Here is a 14,858-nt window from a genome sequence, read left to right as displayed (position 1 = left end):
TTGCGTACATCACCGCTAGGACAGTGACCGAAACATGACTAAGACACAAACAAATGATTATAAAGTTATCGACGCGTGACACGCCGACTTTAGCTTAACGCCACTATTTGCGATAATCACGCTTTTCTTATTGTTAGTAAAGTGACATCAGCATGAGCCAAGCAAGTGATCCAAACAGTCTCAAAGCCCGATTCCGTGGTTATTTCCCTGTCGTTGTCGACGTTGAGACAGCCGGCTTCAATGCCCAAACCGATGCACTGCTAGAAATATGTGCCGTGACACTAAAAATGGATGAGCAGGGCTGGCTATCGCCAGACAAAAAGCTACACTTTCATGTCACCCCTTTTGAAGGCGCCAACCTAGAGCCAGCCGCTTTAGAGTTCACCGGCATCCGTGACCCTTATAGCCCACTACGTGGCGCGGTTGATGAGGGCGAGGCCTTGCGGGAAATCTTTAAGCTGATTCGTAAAGAGCAAAAAGCGGTAGAGTGCCAACGCACCATTATGGTCGCCCACAATGCCAATTTCGATCATAGCTTTGTAATGGCCGCCGCCGAGCGTGCAAAGCTCAAGCGTAACCCGTTCCACCCTTTCGCCACCTTTGATACCGCCGCCCTGAGTGGACTGGCGCTCGGGCAAACGGTATTGGCGAAAGCCTGCCAAACGGCGCAAATCCCGTTCGATAATAAAGAGGCGCATAGTGCGCTCTATGATACCGAGCGCACCGCTGAGCTATTCTGTGAAATCGTCAATCGTTGGAAACGTTTAGGCGGTTGGCCGCTTCCCTCCACCTCGGAGAGCACAGCGTCCCCCTCTACCTAATCACGCTGATGTAAAGATCACATGCGCGCAGCCAGGTCGGCAACAACGCAACCTTTGCGTTGCGACCGACCCTGGTTAATTGACGCCAAACGTATTCACAAACCACAAAAAGTTCTGCTTAGACTTGTTAACAATTTGTTTGCGGTCACATTTTTGTGATCTTATTTTGGTCTTTATTTCGTTATCAGACTAACCACTATTAAACAGGCACATAAGGAGTGAGCGACAAAATAAAAATGTAAAAATCACGTTAAATAGGGGCTGAACATAGTTATTACTCAAATAGAGTTTTTACTTAAAACAACCGATAGAAACAATGTCAGCCTAACCAGGTGAAATACCGTGTTACCCGTTTTGAAACCAACCTTTAACAAACGTGAAATTGGTGCCACTATTGAACCTGTAGAACATCCGACCACTTCTCACGCCCACGTAAGATGGGCACTGAAGCGGCGGCCCCAAAGAACAAGAAGCTAATTAACAAAGGAGTGAGGCGCGTTATGTCATCACTATTTAAGAAATCGCTAGTGGCAACCAGTTTATCTTTGTTAGCCGTGCAAGCACACAGCGCCGGCTTTCAAGTATCAGAAACCTCGGTATCCGGTTTGGGGCGTGCTTTTGCCGGTGAAGCCGCTATCGCAGATAATGCCGCAGTGGGTGCACGCAACGCCGCTGCCCTAACCCGTTTTAACACTACCGCGTTCTCGGGCGGCTTGACCATTATTGACCCAGAGGTGCATGCAGATGTTAAAAGTGGTGGAGATGGTCTTCTTAATAAACAGGCGCTACAAGCTGCGAACCTTTCAACGGAAGAAAAAGATCTGGCTCCTACTGAGTATGTGCCCAACTTTCATTTGATTCAGCCGATTGATGATCGGCTCGCCGTTGGTTTCTCGGCTTTCTCTAATTTTGGTTTATCAACCGAATACTCCAAAGATTTTGCCGCAGGACCAGGCGCAGGTGATACGGCGCTGGTCACTATGAACTTTAATCCCAATATTGCTTATAAATTGAATGACCAGTGGAGTATTGGCGCAGGAATCAGTGCCATTTACGCCGATGCAGAATTAAATCGATTTGCAGGGGCAGGAGCTATCGATTTCGGCACTGGAGCAAAACTGGCATCGTTTAATATCACAAACCCTGAAACTAAAATAGCTCACTTACAAGGCGACGGCTGGGGCTTTGGCTGGAATTTGGGTGTTCTTTGGGAGCTAGATGAGGACAACCGTTTTGGTCTTTCCTATCGCTCGCAAACGGATATAACCCTTGAAGGAGATTACGAGGGGTTGTCAACTTATGGCACTGGGACACCTGGGCAATTCGATAAGGTCAGTGGCGAACTAGAGCTCAATTTACCAGAAGTTATCGAGTTTTCTGGCTTTCACCAACTTAACCAACAAATTGCGGTGCACTATAGTGCGATGTATGTCGGTTGGGATAGCTTCCAAGAGCTTAAAGCTACTGGGGAACAATGTAATGATTTAGTAAATAACGTTGACAATCAGTGTCTACAAAAAGACGAAAACTGGAATGATAGCTGGCGTTATGCATTAGGTGCTACTTATACTATGGATGACCATTGGGCCTTCCGCGCGGGTTACGCCTATGATGAAAGCCCTGTTGACGCTGAAGACCGCACATTGAGTATTCCTGATTCAGACCGCCATTGGTGGAGCCTAGGTACTACCTATACCGCCAATGACAACCTCTCTGTTGATGCGGGTTTTGCCTTCCTTGATGGTGACCAAGTCGACGGAAATGAAGATGGATTTGCGTTCTCAGCCGGTGGCGATGCTTACATCTACGGTTTGCAGCTGAACTACTTGTTCTAAATACTGCTACCTAGCCATAACCCAACAAGCCGGCCTACATAGGCCGGCTTTTTTCGATCTAGTATCCCGCCCTGAATGACATTAGAAGCGATGGCTGGCCGCTATGATGGAATAACGCGACCAAGCCCCGCACACAGACATGCCGTGAACCCATCCCTGGGGGCGCCGCCGCGCCGTCCTTGGCGCGGAGGGTCTGCTTAGCGGCACTGGGTCGCTATCGAACAGGATCGCCTCGTATGGCCACACCCGCAATTGCTCCCCCCACACCAGTGCTTTTCACACCACTAGCATTTGCAGCCGTCCCTTTTTGCCTACTTTACTGGTCGCGAATTGCAGCAAGGTTGACAAGCATGAAAGAAAGTAACCAAAAAAAACCGATTACCCCTCGACACGGACAAAATTTTGCGCAAACTGGGTAGCTTAATTACAAAACCATAGATATCCCTGCAGTGAAGCTGCAGTCACCACACCCATAACAGGAATGTTTAATGAACCCGGTAGTCATTTCAGTCTGCGTCATGCTGGCATTGGCGCTTATGCGTGTAAATGTCGTTGTCGCGCTCACGTTCAGCGCCGTCCTTGGTGGCTTGGTCGGTGGTCTTAGTATTTCCGACACCATTAGTGCCTTTGAGGGCGGACTGGGTGGCGGCGCCACCATTGCCCTGAGCTATGCGATGCTCGGCACCTTTGCGGTCGCTATCAGCCGTTCTGGGATCACGGATGTGCTTGCGCACTCGGTGATCCGCAAGTTAAACGCGCGTCCCACCGATGCCAATACCGCCACCTTTAAATACGTTGTTTTAGTCCTATTAGGCCTGTTAGCGATTTCGTCGCAAAACGCAATCCCGGTCCACATTGCCTTTATCCCTATTGTGATCCCCCCTCTATTGCATGTGTTCCAACGCTTAAAACTTGACCGTCGATTGGTCGCCTGTGTGCTCACCTTTGGCTTWATTATGCCGTATATGGTGTTACCGGTCGGTTTTGGCGGCATCTTTTTGAACAACATTTTGCTCAAAAATCTCAATGACAATGGTCTCGATGTAGTCGCAAGCCAAGTCCCTACCGCGATGTTATTGCCTGCGGCGGGTATGGTCGTTGGCCTGCTGATCGCCACCTTTATCAGCTACCGTCAGCCTCGCCAATACAGTGAAAAAGACGTCTTGAGCGCTGAGCCGGAAAACCAAGGCATTCAATCGCGCAACTTGTGGGTCGCCGCGATTGCGATTGTTGCCGCGCTAAGTGTTCAGCTGATGGCCGGCTCAATGATTGTGGGCTCGCTGGCTGGTTTTATGGTGTTTACCTTTGGTGGCGTGATCCGCTGGAAAGACACCCAAGATGTGTTTACCAAAGGCGTGCACATGATGGCGATGATTGGCTTTATCATGATCACCGCCGCGGGCTTTGCCGCCGTCATGAAAGCGACAGGGGGGGTCGAATCCTTGGTCGCGTCCCTGTCTGGCTCCATTGGTGAGAATAAGCCACTGGCGGCTTTTCTAATGTTGGTGGTGGGTCTTCTGGTCACCATGGGGATTGGCTCGTCCTTCTCGACCATTCCCATTATCGCGACGATTTATGTGCCCCTCTCTCTGGCATTTGGTTTTTCACCGATGGCAACGATTGCGTTGGTAGGCACGGCAGCCGCATTGGGCGACGCAGGCTCGCCGGCGTCAGACTCCACCTTGGGCCCCACGTCCGGGCTGAATGCCGACGGTCAGCACGAACACATTTGGGATACGGTCGTCCCCACCTTTATTCATTACAATTTGCCACTAATTGCGTTTGGCTGGCTCGCGGCCATGGTGCTCTAAGCGGGGGCGCCAACAAACGTAACGCGCAATTTCACGCATCGATGAATACGAAAAAGCCACGTCCAAGACGTGGCTTTTTCGTGGCCTGTCACATCAGTAACCGCGCTATTCGTTTTCGCTCGCATCACGGTGCTCGGCCGCTTCTTTGACCAGTGGCTGTAGCTCACCTTTTTGGAACATTTCCAAAATGATGTCACAACCGCCGACCAATTCACCTTCAATCCAAAGTTGTGGGAAGGTTGGCCACTGCGCGTATACAGGCAGCTCTGCGCGGATATCTGGGTTTTGTAATACATCCACGTATGCAAACTTTTCACCACACGACATAAGCGCTTGAGAGGCTTGTGACGAAAAACCACAGCTTGGCAGTTTTGGCGACCCTTTCATGTAAAGCAGAATCGCATTTTCTTCGATTTGCTGCTTAATTTTGTCCGTTRTTTCCATTGCTTCCTCGAACACTGTCTGTGAATCTTGTCTTGATTCTACTGGTTAACAGGCCGGAAAAAAATGCCTAAATCTTTTGTGGGATTAGGCATAAAAATTTTACTGCGATCCTTTTAATAAAGTAAAAACTTGCTAAACTACACTGAGCAAAACGAAAATAGTAGCCACACCCGATGCTTAGGTGATGAGTGGTTCATGTGATCATTGATGACAAACCACACGCTTGAGCGCCGGTGATGGACTACAGGAAGCACTCTCACGATAAAAACGGAGATATAAGCAATGTCATTCCAACTACCAGAACTCCCGTTCGCAAAAGATGCACTCGAACCACATATCTCAAAAGAAACCTTGGACTATCACTACGACAAGCACCACAACACCTATGTCGTGAAGCTTAATGGTCTGATTGAAGGGACTGATTTTGAAGGTAAGTCACTCGAAGAGATCATCAAAAATTCTTCAGGCGGCGTATTCAACAATGCCGCGCAAGTGTGGAACCACACCTTCTACTGGCACTGCCTAAGCCCTAACGGTGGCGGCGAGCCGACTGGTGACGTTGCAGACGCAATCACGAAAGCCTTTGGCTCTTTCGATGAGTTTAAAACTCAATTCACCAACGCAGCAGTCACCAACTTCGGCTCTGGCTGGACGTGGCTGGTGAAAAAAGCTGATGGTTCAGTAGCGATCGTCAACACCTCAAACGCTGAAACCCCACTGACTCACGACGGTGAAACACCACTACTGACTGTGGACGTTTGGGAGCACGCTTACTACATCGATTATCGCAACGTGCGTCCAGACTATCTCGCTGCCTTCTGGAAGCTGGTTAACTGGGACTTCGTGGCGAAAAACTTCGCAGGCTAAGTCAGCTTACGAAAAAGCTTGAAGCTAAGGAGGCGTCTATCGCCTCCTTTTTTATGCGCGCTTGAAACGCTAAGACTAAGCGATACACATAAAAAAGCCGCCAACGTCGTTGACGGCTTGCGATGGTTATCGCTCAGTGATTAGTCTTGCGCTTTTTCCGACAAGATAATACGCAATGTACGACGCAGAGGCTCTGCCGCGCCCCACAGCAGCTGGTCACCTACGGTAAAGGCATTGAGGAAATCGTCACCCATTGCCAGTTTACGTAAACGGCCCACCGGCACAGACATGGTGCCTGTCACTTTAGCCGGACTCAGATCCGTCATGGTGACATCGCGCTCATTAGGCACCACACTGACCCAGTCGTTATGTGATGCAATCATGTCTTCAATTTCATCCATTGGCACCGCTTTTTTCAGCTTAATGGTCAGTGCCTGACTGTGACAACGCATCGCCCCGACACGAACACACGTACCGTCGATAGGGATCGGATTGTGGTCTAGCCCTAAGATCTTGTTAGTCTCCACCGAAGCTTTCCACTCTTCTTTGCTTTGACCATTGTCGCGCTTCACATCAATCCAAGGGATCAGTGAGCCGGCAAGTGGCACGCCAAAGTTGTCACTTGGGAAATTACCCGAGCGTAGGGTTTGCGCGACTTTGCGGTCAATATCCAGAACAGAGGTAGCAGGACTGGCCAAATCGGTATTAACGGCATCGTTGATCACACCCATTTGGCTGATCAATTCGCGCATATGCTTGGCGCCTGAGCCAGACGCAGCTTGATACGTCTGGGCAGTCATCCACTCGACCAACCCGTTTTGGTACAAGCCGCCCAAGCCCATCAGCATTAAACTGACGGTACAGTTACCCCCCACAAAGGTACGCGTGCCTTGATGAATACCCGCTTGGATTTGTTTGAAGTTAACCGGATCCAAAGTGATGATACTATCATCTGCCATTCGTAGTGATGACGCCGCATCAATCCAATAGCCTTTCCAACCTGATTCACGCAGCTTTGCGTAAACATCATTGGTGTAGTCTCCGCCTTGGCAGGTGATAATAGCATCGAGGGTTTTTAGCATCTCAATGTCGTAAGCATCTTTTAAGGTGCCCGAATCTTTACCGTAGTTCGGTGCGTCGATACCCACTTGAGAGGTACTAAAAAAGACAGGTTCGATATGGTCGAAATCTTTTTCTTCTACCATACGCTGCATCAGCACCGATCCCACCATGCCGCGCCAGCCAACTAAACCTACTCGCATCATAATTTTCACACTCCATGTTGTGTGACCGTCGTATAAAGTTCGACAGTCAGTGAAAAAACGTTTTTGATACTAACACGTCTTTTCTCAGTCGTCAGGTTAGCCCCTTTTTCTGCTCAATTATCCACCATTTTTTAAACCTTCCGTCACTGACGCCTAACGTTGTTTAACGTACATACGCCGAAAAACACTGCTCTCATACACATAAAAATCATTAATAAAAAACACTAAAGAAACCTTTAAAAAACACGAGCACAACAATTCGTAATGATAATTAACTCAGCTCGCGTTTGACTCACATAAGCGACAAAAATGTTTCCCATCTCATTGTTCTGTTAGCTAGAGTATGACGCCTCACAAATGGAACAAAGGATACTGACACACGGACAGTGATGTGAGTTTGGTTGTTGCTAGTTGCATCGCTAAATCGCGCAGGGAGTAGTCGCGCAATCACAGACGATCCACCTTCCGATAATGATATTGATACGTTCGCCCTATCGGTTGTCACCGAGTGCGACGTGAAGAAGGTTCAGTTATGACAACACATCAAATTCGATTACCATCCATCGTTCAGGTCATCCTAGCGCTGGGTGCATTTTTGGCGCTCGCGTTTTCGTTTACCGCAAAACTCGATTTACCTATCCAGCTGGCACTGTTTATTGGCTGGTTTGTGATCATGGGTTTGGGACTCAAATTAGGCCATCAATACAAAGATCTTGAGTCGGCAGCGACCAAAGGCATTTCCAACGGCCTTGGCGCGGTGTTAATTCTCCTTTCCGTGGGCGCACTCGTGGGTACCTGGATTGCCGGCGGCATTGTCCCCACTATTATTTACTATGGTCTGAAAGCTATCCATCCTTCTATCTTCCTTTTAGCAACCATGTTGATTTGCTCGTTAACCGCTTTGGCGACGGGGACCTCTTGGGGCGCAGCCGGTACTGCGGGGATTGCGATGATGGGGATTGGCCAAGGCCTTGGGATCCCCGCACCAATGACCGCGGGTGCGGTGCTCTCTGGCTGTTATTTCGGCGACAAAATGTCCCCGCTGTCTGATTCGGTGATCCTGGCTTCATCCATGTCAGGCGTGGAAATTGTCGAGCATATTAAAGGCATGCTTCCGATTGCGCTTATTAGCTACATCATTACCGGCATTCTGTTTACCCTGGTCGGCTGGCACTACGCTGGCAATGTCGATATGAGCCAAGTAGAAATGGTGAAACAAGCGATGCAGGAACAGTTTGTGATCACCCCGATGTCATTTATTCCTGTGCTCATCGTACTCGCGCTGCTCGCCATGCGCCTTCCATCCTTCCCGGTGATCAGCTTTGGCTCACTACTGGGCGTGGTGTGGGCAGTGATGTTGCAAGACATGGCTCCCGTTTCGGCGATTAACACCGCTTGGGCCCCGTTCTCTGTCGCATCAGGGGTAGATTTCATTGATGCCATTCTCAATCGTGGCGGCATGTCGTCGATGCTTGGGTCTGTGGCAGTGATTGTATTTGGTCTCGGCTTTGGCGGGTTACTGGAAAAAGTGGGCGTTCTCCATACTATCGCGAGCCTCTTTGAGCGTCGCGTCAACAGTGCTGGAAGCTTGGCCACCTCCACCATCGGCACAGCCTTTATGGGCAACATTTTTGGCTCAGCGATGTACGTGTCACTGATACTGACCCCCAAAATTTGTGCGAAAAACTACGACCGCTTGGGTTATCAGCGTAAGAACTTGTCACGTAACGCTGAGTTCGGTGGTACCTTGACATCCGGGATGGTGCCTTGGAGTGACAACGGCATTTATATGGCAAGCATCTTAGGGGTCGCCACCTTGTCGTATGCGCCGTTTATGTGGCTAAGCTTTGTTTGTATCGCTGTGACTATCGTGACCAGCTATATGGGTTGGTTTGTTGATAAAGTCGATCCAGCACAAACCGTGCAGACTGATGACGCTGCGACCCTAGACGCTCAGCCCGAGCGCGCATAAAAACGCCAATAAGGTTTTGGTGCGAACACGGCACGAGGCAAAGTAAAGCAACAAACGGGACACCATCAGGTGTCCCGCTTTTTATCATCAAGATAAACCTGACCCAACCAAAGTCAGTGATTTAGACGCTAGTCGTCATCTCGGCTCGACAAGCGGCGCTGAAGCTGGTCGCGCAAGTTCGGCGGCGTGCCTTTTATGGTCAGCGTATCTGTCTCTGGATCATAAAACACACGTTCCCCCAACAGCATGGCATCAAAGTTTACCGACAAACCGCCACCGGCCCCGACAAACTTGGTGAGCTTTCGCATCGTGGTTCTGTCAGCCGGGAACTGCTCTTCAAGCTCATACCCTTGCTGGTTAGCATACTGATAAAAGTCAGTGCCTTCGGGGGTGGTCGGCAACTCGCCCGCCAGCTCTTTCACCACCACTTCATCGCCCGCTTTAAGCTGATCATTGCAATAATCAAAAACTTGTTTGCGATAGTTATTCTTTTCTTCCTTGTCGAGGCGAGCATCGTCGCAGTAGTCTTCTACCGCTTGCATCAGCACCTGGTTTTGCTGCTTGCTATCCATTCCCACTTCCGCTTGCAGAAAGTCGAGGAAGAAATCAGCGACTTTGCGCCCCACGCGACCTTTGATAAAGGAAAGGTAACGATTTGACTCGGCGTCCGTCTCCCAAGTTGATAAGTCAATGCGCGCAGCGATATCCATCTTGCTCACATCGAGATACTCGGTGGCATTTACCTCCAACTCATCGGTGACGCGTAAACTGTGCTTGGACTCGAGCACGCCGATAAACAGATAATCCGTCGCGAGCGCTCGGTAGTGCGCCATCACCAAGGTGCCGTTATCGGCAAAAGGGTATTTGGCTAGTTCAGCACGCAAGCGCTCCACCGCTTTTTCGGACAAGGCTTGAAAGTCGAGTTCACCGGTACGATAAGCCTTTAACCACTGCTGGAAGTCACTCTCGGTGTCAAACAAAGCAAACCCTTTGCCTGCTTTTGCATGATAAACCCGATGAATGTCTCCCATCAGGTTTTCGGTCTGCTCAGTCAGCGGCAACGGGCCGTCTCGAAGGTGAACGTTAAGCGAATCATCATCTTGCTTAACGATTTGATGCAATATTACGTTAGAAAGCGTGAGGGTCATGATTGAAAAGATTTTCAGTAAGACTAAAGTGTGAGTTATTATACGCTGCTTTGGTTTTAAGAAGAAAAGACGAATTTATGCCTGTAACTTCAAAATATGACGACGAGCAAGTGGAACGTATTATCAACGATGTTGTCAACGTGTTAGAGCAACACGATGCATCGACAGATTTATCGCTGATGGTGATCGGGAATGTCGCCACCAACATCCTTAATCACAATATCCCTGCCGCCCAACGCCAGGCATTTGCCGACAAGTTTGCCCAGGCATTAATGGCATCTATCGATAAGCAATAATGCATAAAGCAGCAGTCGCTAATAAGAGAAGAATAAATTTGTATGGTTGATAGCGGAACATCGTATCGTGACAAAGTATCCCAGCTTATCAGTTGGGGGCATTGGTTTAGCTTTTTTAACATCATTGCCGCTATGTTGCTGGGCACGCGCTACATCAGCCAATCGGGATGGCCTGAAACCCTATTAGGGCAAAGCTACTTGGTGTTCAACTGGGTTGGACACTTTGGCTTTCTGGTGTTTGCGCTGTATATTCTGATTATTTTCCCGGCCAGTTTTCTCATTCCCTCTCAGCGGTTAATGCGGCTGTTTGCCGTACTGGTTGCCACTGTTGGGATGATGGTGCTGCTGCTCGATATTTACGCTTACCAAACCCTGCACCTTCACCTTAACCCGCTGGTGTGGGAGCTGCTGTTAAGCGGCGAAAAAACCGATATGAATGCGCATTGGCAATACTTGTTTATTGCTGTGCCTGCTATTTTTATCTTAGAGTTGATTATTGCCGAATGGGTGTGGCGCAAACTGCGTAAACTGACGCGTAAACGGATTGGTATCCCCGTGGCTACCGTCTTTGCGCTTTGCTTTATCTCTAGCCATCTTATCCATATTTGGGCGGACGCCTTCATATATAGCCCGGTCACCGCACAGCGCTCTACCTTCCCGGTCTCCTATCCGATGACCGCGAAAACCTTTATGGAAAAGTACGGCTTGCTCGACAGGCAAGAGTACCAACGTTTGCGTGAACAACGTGGACAAGAAACCAGCGAAGTGATCCGGTATCCCCTTCAGCCGCTTGCCTTTGCACCGGATGCCAACAAATATCAGAAAAACTTACTGATGGTGATGGTAGAGGGACTGCGTGCGGACATGGTAAACCCAGTCACCATGCCTCACCTCCACCAGTTTGCTAATCAAAACCTGTGGTTTAAAAATCACTTTAGCAGCAGCAATGACGACATGGCGGGGTTGTTTGGCTTTTTCTACGGCTTGCCTGGCAGTTATGCGCAAAGCGCCCGTACCGAGGGGCTGCGTCCGGTACTGATAGAAACACTCAAACAGCGTGATTATCAACTGGGGTTGTTTAGTGGCGATCATTTTGCCAATCCCATTTATTATCAGAGTATTTTCAGCCAAGCGCTTGAACGCGATAGCCAATCGGACAAACCCGCTTGGCAAGCCGATGCCGAGGCCATCAGCACGATGCAAAACTGGCTGGGAAGTCGCGAAACCGACAAGCCATGGTTTGGTTACCTAGAATTAGCAACCGTGAATGAATACGAGCAAGGTGGTGACTACCCACAGCCTTTTCAACCGGCACTGGATAGTGCCATGGCAGGGGTCGATACCCAGACAAGCTTGGTATTAAAAAACAGCTACAACAACGCCGCGCATTATGTCGATGACCAACTTGGCCGCTTGCTTGAGCATCTAGGCCAGTCAGGGCAATTGGACAATACCGTGGTGATGATCACCGCCAATCACGGGATGGAGTTTAACGAGACCGGACTCAACAGTTGGGGCTCAAACTCAAACTACAGCCGATATCAGTTACAAGTGCCCATGATTATGCATTGGCCCAACCAAAATGCGGAGCAAACTGCGCATTATAGTAGCCACCTAGATGTGGCCCCCACATTGATGGAATCCATGTTATCGGTCAGCTCTCCGGCGGAGACGTATAGCAGTGGAACCAACTTGTTCGAGCTTAAAAACCGTCCACGCAAGTGGGTGCTCGCCGGCGATAGCCGAGATATCGTGGTGGTACAACCGCAAAAAACCACCGTGGTGGATAAGTTTGGCAACTATAAGGTGTTTGATAAGCACTATACACCGCTGCCAGAGGGGAAACCGCAATTGTCACTACTGATGCAAGTGATGCATGAACTGAAACGCTTTTATTATCCCGAAGAGCCGTCGTCGTGATGAGCAAGGGGCAGAGCAAAATGTCACATCGCGACGGTGGGTTGACGCTTTAATAGCCAAACGGTTGAAAAACCGAAAAACAATGCCCCTTGGCAATTGACACCCACTAGGCCGATTCGTAATATAGCGCTTAGTCGGTCTGTAGCGCAGTCTGGTAGCGCACTGTCATGGGGTGTCAGGGGTCGCTGGTTCAAATCCAGTCAGACCGACCAATATTTAAGCCCACCGTTCATCGAACGGTGGGCTTTTTCGTGCGTGCGCATTAAAGGCGGTTACTTCGCTTGCCGCCCGACAAATGCCGCAACCACGGTATCTTCGCCACGTTGACGAGAAAATACATAGGCCCCCGCTTGTGGGATGACTTGGTGCGTACCTGCCCCAATCGCCGGGTGATCTTGCCTAAACTGGCCTACTTTACGCCAATGGTTTAGCAAATCTGTTTGCATATCATTGCGCTGCCATATCATGTCTGAACGGGTACCTTGATGGAAATCGTCTCCGTAAGGGCCCAAGTCACGCCCGACTTCATCACCATAGAACACTTGTACCGCACCGGGCGCCAGCAAGAGTGCGTTAGCGGCACCACGCTGCATGCTGGCGTCTTTAAAGCGACTGAAAAAAAGCTCAGTATCATGGGACGACATATAGCTTACCGGAATGAAATCGCCCTCTTTTGCCATGGTGTCAGCATACGCTTGATAAGTGTCTTGCATTTCACTGAGGCAATACGCTCCCTTGTCCATCTGCTTTTGCAAATCGAAATTAATCAAGGCATCAAAGCCTTGGTCAAAATAAGGGCTGCGATAAGCACGGTGGCCCCATACTTCTCCCATCATCCAAAACGGCTCTCCCGTTTTGCCATGCTGATGCCGCCACGTCTCTAACGCCGCCGAGGCTTGCGATTTCAATGCTCGCCATACTTCGCCATCGACATGCTTGACCGTATCCACCCGAAAGCCATCAATACCGAAACGCTCTACCCATTGGGTTTGCCATTCCAGTAAGTAGTCACTCACGGTATAGTTATCGCGCGCTTCAACGCGAGTGCCTGGGTTGTTGAGTAGCCATTGTGGTGGCGTCACTGGCTGATCGGATTCTGTTTTAAAGTCGGGTAGCCCAGCCAGTGTCAGGGTTTTATCACTGCTGCCGGGCTGATCATAATCAGGTAACCCAGCTCGCACCCAGTCTTTGCCCCACCATTGGTGCCATTGGGTGCTCTTGTAGTCAATGGCCTGATGGAAGTCATGCCAACTTTGCCCCTTATCGGGCTGCCAATCTTGCCATTTTTCTGGCAACTCAGCGTCATTGACGACGTTAATCCCATCTTGCTGTAAGTCCGCGAGCGTGGCATAACCTGGATGATTGACCACAGCGTCAAGAAAGACTTTTAGGCCGCGCTGGTGCGCTTCATCCACGAGGGTTTTGAGTACGGTGTCATCACCAAAGTTTTTGTCTACTTGGGTAAAGTCACGTGACCAGTAGCCATGATAGGCATAAAAAGGAAAGCTGCCCTTGCTCCCACCGCCAACAAAGCCATGGACTTGCTCGACAATCGGCGACAACCAAATCACATCTGTGCCGAGCGACTGGATATAATCCAGTTTATCGATCACCCCTTGCAGATCTCCGCCATGAAAGGTGCCGATGTTCTGTGCGTTATCTTGATGGCGTCCATAACTGTGATCATTGCTCGGATCGCCATTGTTAAACCTGTCCACCATCACAAAATAGATATTGGCATTCCGGTAGCTAAACGTCGGAGAAGGCGCGTCAACCGGGGCTAAGAGTACCAAGCCACCACTGTTCGCTGCCGGCGTCAGCGTGACACTGTGATCCTTTACACGCACCACCTGGCCACTGAGCGCTTCTTTTAGACGGGTCCCTTCGGCAAAGCTATCGCCCAGTTGCAGAGTAACCGGCCCGCCTTGATACTGCTGGCATTGCACATCTGGCAAAGGCCGCTTAAAGGTCGAGGCCGTCTTTTTTGGCTCACGCTTTACCCGTAATGTGCGCGTATCCGCTTGATAATAAAAGCCATAGTCACCAGCAAAGCGAATGGTGAGATCAAAGGTGCTGGCCGTATCGCACTCAAGCGGTATCGGCGTATTAAACTTGGCTTTGTTTGGCGTATCGGCTTGGCAGTCCCCCTCAACGCCATCCACGGTGATTTGGTAAGTGTTCTTTCCCAATGCGAAGACCGCTGGTGCGTCTACATCAAGTGGTTTATCAGCTTGTGTGGTTGAGGTGGTCACCGTGATATGAGGAGAGGCTGCGGCTGTCATTGAAAGCGACGCGGCTATCGCGATAGCGAGCCGCTGCCAAGTAAATACAGGGGTCATGATCGTGCTCCTTGCGATTTTCTTTTAGGGTAAAAAAACCGCAAGCGCTTGACATCATTCCTGCGTCTGCGCCCTAAAAATGTGAGCCATGACCATCCAAGGATGAGTCAAGTCAGTCATTGCTCTGTTTAATCGGCAAC

The 14,858-nt window shown here is 49.8% G+C and carries 11 protein-coding genes and 1 tRNA gene; 8 read left to right on the top strand and 4 right to left on the bottom strand.

Going from position 1 to position 14,858, the window contains the following annotated elements; genetic code table 11:
• The first annotated feature begins 152 nt into the window (after positions 1 to 152).
• From rnt to BZG14_RS00420, 3 genes are all read left to right on the top strand, one after another.
• Positions 153 to 821: a ribonuclease T gene (gene rnt, locus BZG14_RS00430; RefSeq protein ID WP_077607673.1), complete on the top strand. Its 669-nt coding sequence runs from the start codon at positions 153 to 155 to the stop codon at positions 819 to 821.
• Between the two features lie 500 nt (positions 822 to 1,321).
• Positions 1,322 to 2,656 (top strand): outer membrane protein transport protein, encoded by a 1,335-nt coding sequence (locus tag BZG14_RS00425; RefSeq protein ID WP_077607672.1) that lies wholly within the window; start codon positions 1,322 to 1,324, stop codon positions 2,654 to 2,656.
• A 488-nt stretch (positions 2,657 to 3,144) separates the two neighbouring features.
• Entirely contained in the window at positions 3,145 to 4,467 is a 1,323-nt protein-coding gene (locus tag BZG14_RS00420) for a Na+/H+ antiporter family protein (protein WP_077607671.1), read from the top strand.
• A 105-nt stretch (positions 4,468 to 4,572) separates the two neighbouring features.
• On the opposite strand, the gene grxD is transcribed toward BZG14_RS00420, so the two are convergent.
• Entirely contained in the window at positions 4,573 to 4,911 is a 339-nt protein-coding gene (gene grxD / locus BZG14_RS00415; protein ID WP_077607670.1) for a Grx4 family monothiol glutaredoxin, read from the bottom strand.
• A gap of 282 nt (positions 4,912 to 5,193) precedes the next feature.
• Here grxD and sodB point away from each other — a divergent pair, with 282 nt between their 5' ends.
• Entirely contained in the window at positions 5,194 to 5,778 is a 585-nt protein-coding gene (gene sodB / locus BZG14_RS00410) for a superoxide dismutase [Fe] (RefSeq protein WP_069362010.1), read from the top strand.
• Between the two features lie 140 nt (positions 5,779 to 5,918).
• Here the strand turns inward: sodB and asd are convergent, their stop codons facing one another.
• Positions 5,919 to 7,040, bottom strand: coding sequence for an aspartate-semialdehyde dehydrogenase (asd, locus tag BZG14_RS00405; protein WP_077607686.1), 1,122 nt, complete (start codon positions 7,038 to 7,040; stop codon positions 5,919 to 5,921).
• A 535-nt stretch (positions 7,041 to 7,575) separates the two neighbouring features.
• Between asd and nhaC the strand changes: the two genes are divergently transcribed.
• Complete coding sequence (gene nhaC / locus BZG14_RS00400; protein ID WP_077607669.1) at positions 7,576 to 9,015, top strand: Na+/H+ antiporter NhaC; 1,440 nt, start codon at positions 7,576 to 7,578, stop codon at positions 9,013 to 9,015.
• 128 nt (positions 9,016 to 9,143) lie between these two features.
• Here the strand turns inward: nhaC and yejK are convergent, their stop codons facing one another.
• On the bottom strand, positions 9,144 to 10,163 hold the full coding sequence (gene yejK / locus BZG14_RS00395; RefSeq protein WP_077607668.1) for a nucleoid-associated protein YejK: 1,020 nt from the start codon (positions 10,161 to 10,163) through the stop codon (positions 9,144 to 9,146).
• 77 nt (positions 10,164 to 10,240) lie between these two features.
• On the opposite strand from yejK, the gene BZG14_RS00390 reads away from it, so the two are divergent.
• The 3 genes from BZG14_RS00390 to BZG14_RS00380 all read left to right on the top strand — a co-directional run bounded on the left by BZG14_RS00390 (position 10,241) and on the right by BZG14_RS00380 (position 12,591).
• Complete coding sequence (locus BZG14_RS00390) at positions 10,241 to 10,459, top strand: YejL family protein (RefSeq protein ID WP_069362013.1); 219 nt, start codon at positions 10,241 to 10,243, stop codon at positions 10,457 to 10,459.
• A gap of 42 nt (positions 10,460 to 10,501) precedes the next feature.
• Entirely contained in the window at positions 10,502 to 12,379 is a 1,878-nt protein-coding gene (locus tag BZG14_RS00385) for a DUF3413 domain-containing protein (RefSeq protein WP_077607667.1), read from the top strand.
• A 135-nt stretch (positions 12,380 to 12,514) separates the two neighbouring features.
• Positions 12,515 to 12,591 (top strand) — tRNA-Pro (locus BZG14_RS00380).
• A gap of 60 nt (positions 12,592 to 12,651) precedes the next feature.
• Here the strand turns inward: BZG14_RS00380 and BZG14_RS00375 are convergent.
• Positions 12,652 to 14,718: an alpha-amylase gene (locus tag BZG14_RS00375; RefSeq protein ID WP_077607666.1), complete on the bottom strand. Its 2,067-nt coding sequence runs from the start codon at positions 14,716 to 14,718 to the stop codon at positions 12,652 to 12,654.
• Positions 14,719 to 14,858 lie beyond the last annotated feature (140 nt).

It is taken from the genome of Salinivibrio sp. IB282 (genome assembly GCF_001995685.1).
Classification (GTDB): Bacteria; Pseudomonadota; Gammaproteobacteria; order Enterobacterales; family Vibrionaceae; genus Salinivibrio; species Salinivibrio kushneri.
This window is presented reverse-complemented; position numbering and strand designations above follow the sequence as displayed.